The organism is Streptomyces fulvoviolaceus, from assembly GCF_000718165.1.
GTDB classification, from domain to species: Bacteria; Actinomycetota; Actinomycetes; order Streptomycetales; family Streptomycetaceae; genus Streptomyces; species Streptomyces fulvoviolaceus.
The window spans coordinates 235,802-241,801 of record NZ_JOEY01000006.1 but is presented as its reverse complement, the minus strand read 5'-3'; the positions used below and the strand labels follow the sequence as shown (position 1 = coordinate 241,801).

At 71.0% G+C, this 6,000-nt stretch carries 8 protein-coding genes; 3 read left to right on the top strand and 5 right to left on the bottom strand.

Annotated elements, in window-relative coordinates; all coding sequences use genetic code 11:
* From IG08_RS0108700 to IG08_RS0108690, 3 genes are all read left to right on the top strand, one after another.
* The coding region (locus IG08_RS0108700) for a GNAT family N-acetyltransferase (RefSeq protein ID WP_030598421.1) at nt 1-285 on the top strand (285 nt) is incomplete at its 5' end.
* Nucleotides 286-393: 108 nt separating this feature from the next.
* Nucleotides 394-1,365, top strand: a complete 972-nt coding sequence (locus IG08_RS0108695) for a helix-turn-helix transcriptional regulator (protein ID WP_030598419.1) — start codon at nt 394-396, stop codon at nt 1,363-1,365.
* Between the two features lie 8 nt (nt 1,366-1,373).
* The gene (locus tag IG08_RS0108690; protein WP_043453634.1) at nt 1,374-1,823 is read left to right on the top strand and encodes a GNAT family N-acetyltransferase; all 450 of its coding nucleotides are present in this window, start codon (nt 1,374-1,376) and stop codon (nt 1,821-1,823) included.
* Here IG08_RS0108690 and IG08_RS0108685 read toward each other — a convergent pair.
* The 5 genes from IG08_RS0108685 to IG08_RS0108665 are packed head-to-tail and all read right to left on the bottom strand — an operon-like array spanning nt 1,809 to nt 5,929.
* Nucleotides 1,809-2,312 (bottom strand): P-loop nucleotide/nucleoside kinase family protein, encoded by a 504-nt coding sequence (locus IG08_RS0108685; RefSeq protein WP_030598415.1) that lies wholly within the window; start codon nt 2,310-2,312, stop codon nt 1,809-1,811. The two genes, IG08_RS0108690 and IG08_RS0108685, sit on opposite strands and share 15 nt — an antisense overlap.
* Entirely contained in the window at nt 2,306-3,385 is a 1,080-nt protein-coding gene (locus IG08_RS0108680; protein ID WP_030598413.1) for a phosphotransferase enzyme family protein, read from the bottom strand. The genes IG08_RS0108685 and IG08_RS0108680 overlap by 7 nt, the downstream gene beginning before the upstream one ends.
* The gene (locus IG08_RS0108675; RefSeq protein WP_030598412.1) at nt 3,382-4,143 is read right to left on the bottom strand and encodes an ABC transporter ATP-binding protein; all 762 of its coding nucleotides are present in this window, start codon (nt 4,141-4,143) and stop codon (nt 3,382-3,384) included. Before IG08_RS0108675 ends, IG08_RS0108680 begins: the two co-directional genes overlap by 4 nt.
* Nucleotides 4,140-4,889, bottom strand: a complete 750-nt coding sequence (locus IG08_RS0108670) for an ABC transporter permease (RefSeq protein ID WP_234342829.1) — start codon at nt 4,887-4,889, stop codon at nt 4,140-4,142. The genes IG08_RS0108675 and IG08_RS0108670 overlap by 4 nt, the downstream gene beginning before the upstream one ends.
* An 8-nt stretch (nt 4,890-4,897) precedes the next feature.
* Complete coding sequence (locus tag IG08_RS0108665) at nt 4,898-5,929, bottom strand: ABC transporter substrate-binding protein (protein WP_030598408.1); 1,032 nt, start codon at nt 5,927-5,929, stop codon at nt 4,898-4,900.
* Nucleotides 5,930-6,000 lie beyond the last annotated feature (71 nt).

Below are 6,000 nucleotides of genomic sequence, written 5' to 3'. Positions count from 1 at the left end.
CCCGAGCGTCCGGGCAACCGCCGGGAGGCCGGGGAGACCGAGCTCGGCTACTTGTTCCTGCCGGAGGCGTGGGGACGCGGGTACGCCACCGAGGCGTGCACAGCGGCACTCGACTGGTTCGCCGGCGCGCTTCCCGGTGAGCCGGTGGTGCTCTACACCCAGACCGCCAACGTCCGCTCGGTGCGCCTCGCGGCGAAACTCGGGTTCACCGAGCTGGAGCGATTCGAGGCGTACGGCGCCGAGCAGTGGTTCGGCGTGTGGTCCTCGATCACGCCGCTTGCTTGAGCTCGTGCTCGACAGCGCGGATCCACGAGGCCACCGCTCGACGGCCGCTCCCTGCCCCACGGAGGAGCCTGCCGCATATCCCCCATACATTGAGGAAGTGAGCGCCCGATGCGAGCGGACCGACTCCTGTCGCTGCTGCTCTGCCTGCAGTCCCGCGGGCAGCTGACGGCCCGTCAACTGGCCGAGGAGCTGGAGGTGTCGGTCCGTACCGTCTACCGGGACCTGGAGGCGCTCGGCGCGGCCGGAGTCCCGGTGGTGGCGAGCGGGGGCCCCGGCGGCGGATGCCGGCTGATGGACGGCTGGCGCAGTCCGCTGCTCGGCATCAGCGCCGAGGAGGCGACGGCCCTGCTGGCGGTCTCCTCGGGCGGCCCCCTGGAGCGGATCGCGCTGGGCGACGCGTTGCCACAGGCGAGGCTGAAGCTGCTGGCGTCGCTGCCGACGGCGGGCCGGGAGCAGGCGAACACGACGGCGAGCCGCTTCCACGTCGACACGCAGGCGTGGTTCAAGCCGCCCGAGCCGGTCCCGCATCTCGCCGTGCTCGTCGATGCCGTACGACGGGACAGACGTCTGCGTCTGACACACGGGAGCCGGTCAGGGGCGCGGGCGGTGGACCCGCTGGGCCTCGTGGCGAAGGCGGGCGTGTGGTATCTGGTCGTCCGCTCCGACCGGGGCGTGCGCGCGCACCGGGCGTCGAGGATCACGGAGGCCGAGATCCTCGCCGAACCCTTCACCCGCCCGGCCGACTTCGACCTGGCGGACCACTGGGCCCGCTGGACCGCCGAGTTCGAGTCGAGCCTGGACCAACTGCCCGTCACCGTACGCCTCACGACCGAAGCCCTGGCCGCCCTGCCCGAGATCCTCGGCGACACCACGTCCGCCGCCCGCGCGACCCCGGACCCGGAGGACGGCTGGCACCGTCTGCTCCTCCACTTCGACTCCCCGCGCGCCGCCTGCCGCCGCCTGCTGGGCTTCGGCCCCGACGCCGAGGTCCTCGAACCGCCGGAGGTCCGGCTGGAGTTGGCAGAGGCGGCCCGCCGCACGGCCGCCCGCTACCGGGAGCCGGCCGACTCTCTGCCATGATCGACGCCATGGCCGTCCGTATCGTCCCCGCCGATGTCACCGACCTCCACCAGGTCCTGGCGGACCACGCCCGCTACTGGGGAGAGCGTGACCTCCGCGCACTCCACCTCTCCGCGCTGGTGCAGGAGTTCGGTTCCACCTGCCTGGTCGCCCGCGCCGACGACGGCATCCGCGGCTACCTCTTCGGCTTCGTCACCCCCGACCACACCGGATACGTGCATCTGGTGGCGACCCGGGACGACGCACGCGGCACGGGTCTCGGCCGCAGCCTGTACGAGGCATTCGTCGAGGCCGCCGAACGGCAGGGCGCGGTCCGCCTCAAGGCGATCACCTCGGTCACCAACGAGGGCTCCATCGCTTTCCACCGCAGCCTCGGCTTTGACACGCGCGTCGTCGAGGACTACGACGGCCCCGGCCGACCTCGCGTCGTCTTCACCCGCGAACTACCGTCCGGGTAGGGCATCCAGAAGCGAGGCCAGTGAATCCTCCGGCCCCTGTCCCGCGGTGTCGACCACGATGCGAGAGCGGTTCCAGGGCTCGTACTCCCGGCCGACGACCTGCTCCCAGTCGGGCAGCGGCAGGTCGGGGATGTCGACGGACCGTGAGGTCACGCGCCGCCGGTGCTCGTCCGGGTCGGAGCAGACGATCTCCACCTCCACAGCGGGCACACCTGCCCGCACAGCCGTGTCGCGCCAGGCGTCCCGGGTGACCGTCAGCGGATTGACGGACTCCGCGATCACGGTCAGCCCCTGCCGTAGATGTTCCTCGGCCAGTGCGTATCCCACGACGTATCCCACCGGGCCCACCGGATGCCGGGCCACACCGGAGCGGACGATCGCCTGCTCGATGGTGTCGACCCGCAGGTGGACCGCGCCGATGCGGGCCGCCAGGAGGCGGGCAAGCGTGGTCTTGCCGCTGGCGGGGAGACCGCCGATGGCGATCAGCATGCCGGCACCCGCCGCCGCAGCAGGTCCAGCAGACGCTGCCCGTTCTCCCCGGTGAACCACTCCGCGTGGTCGACGTAATAGGCGTACGCCAGGCGGGCGTTGTCCGTCGACCGCGTCACGCCGTGGAAGTAGCTCAGCTCGGACAGCGCGAACTCCGCGTGAACCAGGGGGAGAAGCTCGGGCAGTGCAGCCGACTCTACCGCGCTGAGCGGTCGTACGGCCTCGTAGCCGTCGAGCAGCGCCACGGCGTCCGCGTCGCGCACCGGGTAGCCGGGCCGCAGCCACTGGACCGCGTTGCGTTCGATCGCGGTGGCCAGGTCGTGGACGGCGGTCGTGCGGTCGCTCATGCCGAAGTCCAGGACGGTGGAGACCTCGCCGTCGGTGTCCCACAGGAGGTTGGAGGCGTGCCAGTCGTTGTGGGTCCACAGCGGGGCGAGGCCGGGGAGGTGGGGAGCCAGTCGCCGGTGCAGGGGCATCAGGGCGCGCTCCGTGTCCTCGCGCCAAGGGAAGTCCCCGAGCGCCGCCGCGAGTTCGGGCCGTTCGGCCACGTACCGCTCCAGCGCCGCCACCGGGTCGTCCGAGGCGAACACCGTGAACGACGCGACGAGCGGCTGCACTTGGCGTCGCGGTGCCTCGAAGCCCTCCGCCGCCAGGTGCAGCCGGGCCAGTGCCGCGCCCGCCGCCCGCGCATGGTCGGGGGAGTGGAACGGGGACCAGGACAGCGCGTCCCGGTACAGGTCCGTACCGGCCCCGGTCGAGTGCACCTCGTACGTCCACTCGCCGCGCGCCACCAGATCCAGCACCTCCACCACCGGCGCCCCGTGCAGCCGCAGATGACGCAGGAACACGTGCTCCTCCGCGAGCCCTTCGGGCGTTCGTACGGTGACATGGTGCCGCTTCACGAACAGGCGCCGCCCGTCCCGCTCCACGACGGCCGCCGCCGACAAGGGGCGCGGGCTGCGCCACACCACCCGCGCCGGGCCGACGACGCCCGTCACCTCGTCGTCCGTCAGCGGCGCCCAGTCGGGCTCGACCGGCTCGGTGCCCAGACCGTGCGCCAGATGTGAACTCACGGAGTCCTCGCCGCCGTTGTGCCACGAAGGGCGTCCAGGATCCGGCGCTCGGTCGCCGCGAACTCGGGTGCGGTGAAGTCCTCCGCGCGGCGCGGCCTCCCGAGCGGCACCTCGACCCGCTCGACCACCGTGGCGGGGCGGGGCGAGAGGACGTGCACCGTGTCCGCGAGCAGCACTGCCTCGCGGATGTCGTGGGTGACCAGCACGACCGTCCAGCGGTGTCGCTGCCACATCCCGGCCAGCCACAGCTGCATGTCGGTCCGGGTCAGCGAGTCGAGCGCGCCGAACGGCTCGTCGAGGAGCAGCACCGGCCGCTCCAGCACGACCGTGCGCAACAGCGCGGCCCGCTGCCGCATACCGCCGCTGAGCTGCGAGGGATACGCCTTCTGGAAGCCGTCGAGCCCGAAATCCGCGAACAGGGCGTCCGCGCGGCGCCGCGCCTCTTTCTTCCGCACCCCCTGCGCCTCCAGCCCCAGCGCCGTGTTGTCCAGCACGGTCCGCCACGGGAACAGCAGGTCCTTCTGCGGCATGTACGCGACCTTGCCGGACTCCACCCCGGCCGGCTCGCCCTCCACCAGCACCTGGCCGGCCGTGGGCAGGTCGAGCCCGGAGACCAGATTGAACAGCGTGCTCTTGCCGCTGCCGCTCGGCCCGATCACGGCGGCGAACTCGCCCGGCTCGACGGAGAGTTCGAGATCCCGCAGGACCTCCAGAGGACCGAAGGACTTCCTGACCCCCTCCATGCGCAGACTGCTCACTTCTTGACCTCCCGCTCCCACGGCAGCACCAGCCGCTGCAACAGATACGTCGCCCCGAACAGCGCGATGCTCAGCGCGGCCGTCACCGCCACCGCCGCGAACACCAGGTCCGTACGGAACGCGCTCTTCTGTGCCTGCATATAGATCCCGAGGCCCGCCTCGGCGCCCGCGTACTCGGCGAAGACGGCACCGACGACGGCGTACGTGATGCTCACCCGAAGGCCCGCGAAGAAGTACGGCATCGCACTCGGCACCCGGACCAGCCGGAACGCCCGCCACCGGCCCGCGCCGAGCGAACGCAGCAGCCGCATCGCCTCGCGGTCGGTCGCGGCGAAACCGGCGGCCAGGTTCGCCGCCAGCGGGAAGAACGTCGTCAGCGTCACCACCAGCATCTTCGGCAGCAGCCCGAAGCCGAACCAGATGATCAGCAGCGGCGCCACGGCGACGATCGGGATGGTCTGCGAGGCCACCAGCAGTGGGTACAGGCCGCGCCGGGCCGCCGACGAGAAGTCCAGCAGGACGGCGACCAGCCAGGCCGCCGAGAAGGACAGCGCGAAACCGAGCAGCGTCTCCTGGAGCGTCGGCAGCGTCTGCGCCCACAACTCCGCACGGTTCGCCCAGCCCTGCTCCACGACCCGTGCGGGCGAGGGCAGGGTCGTCGGATCCACGCCCGCAGCGGTGACGTACAGCTGCCAGCCGCCGATCACGACCGCGAGCACCAGCAGGGGCGGCCACAACGACCGCACCACCGACCTCACTTGGTGTCCGGAAGGTAGTCGTTGGTGAAGAACTCCGCGGCGTCCGGGGCCTTCGTCAGCTTCTTCCCGTTCGCGTCGACGAGCAGCCCGGCCTTGTACTCGAAGTCCGCGAAGGCCTGCCAGCGCTCGGCGGTCTGCGTGCCGATCGTGCCGTCGGCGCCCTTGTAGTACTCCTTCGCCAGCAGCTCCTCGCTCTTCGTCACCAGCTCGGTGTTGGTGAGCACGCTCTTGTTCTCGGAGATCAGCAGGTCGGCGGCCTTGTCCGGGTTGTCGGCGGCGTACCGGTAGCCCTTGTCGACCGCCGCGAGGAACTTCCTCGCGAGTGCCGGGTTCTTCTTCAGGAACTGGTCGGAGGAGGCGACCAGCGTCGAGTAGATCGCCGGGAAGCCGTAGTCGGACAGCTGGAAGTTCTTCAGCGGCTTGCCGCTCAGCTCCGCCTCCAGCCCCTCCCACGTCGGCATCGGCATCGCGAAGTCCGCCTTGCCCGCGTAAAGCGCCGCGTACGCCGAGGTGTTGAGGGTGACCTGCTTGAAGTCGCCCTCGCCACCCGCGTTCTGGATCACCTTCTGCAGCAGCGGCTTCTCGTAAGGCGCCCCGAAACCGGCGTACGTCTCGCCGTCCAGGTCCTTCGGCGAGGTGATGTCGTCGCGGTCGGCGCGCACGGCGACGGTCACGTTCGTCTTCTGAGTGACCGCGTAGACGGAGGTGATGTCCTGGCCCGCGGCCCGAGCGGTGGTGATGCCCTCCTGGTACGAGATGCCGAAGTCGGCCTTGTGGTTGGCGATCAGCGTCTCTGGCGCGGTCGAACCGTAGGGCACGATCTTCAGGTTGATCCCGGCGTCCTTGAACCAGCCCTTGGCCTGGGCGACGTAGATGCCCGTGTGGTTGGTGTTGGGCGTCCAGTCCAGGGCGAGGGTCACGGTGGTCGTGCCGTCCTGCGCGGCGGCCGAGGAGTCGGCGGAGCAGCCGGTGGTGACGGCGAGCAGGGACGTCGCGGCTATCGCGGACAGGAGCGTGCGGCGGTTCATGACAGGGTCCTTCGTACGGAGGGGAGTTCGGCGGCGAGGAGCGGTCACCGCCGACAGAGCGCGCTGTCCAC

Bases quoted from the DNA above. Each gene is read 5' to 3' on its own strand.
- IG08_RS0108665 (WP_030598408.1), bottom strand. From the start codon at position 5,929: ATGAACCGCCGCACGCTCCTGTCCGCGATAGCCGCGACGTCCCTGCTC.
- IG08_RS0108695 (WP_030598419.1), top strand. From the start codon at position 394: ATGCGAGCGGACCGACTCCTGTCGCTGCTGCTCTGCCTGCAGTCCCGC.
- IG08_RS0108690 (WP_043453634.1), top strand. From the start codon at position 1,374: ATGGCCGTCCGTATCGTCCCCGCCGATGTCACCGACCTCCACCAGGTC.
- IG08_RS0108685 (WP_030598415.1), bottom strand. From the start codon at position 2,312: ATGCTGATCGCCATCGGCGGTCTCCCCGCCAGCGGCAAGACCACGCTT.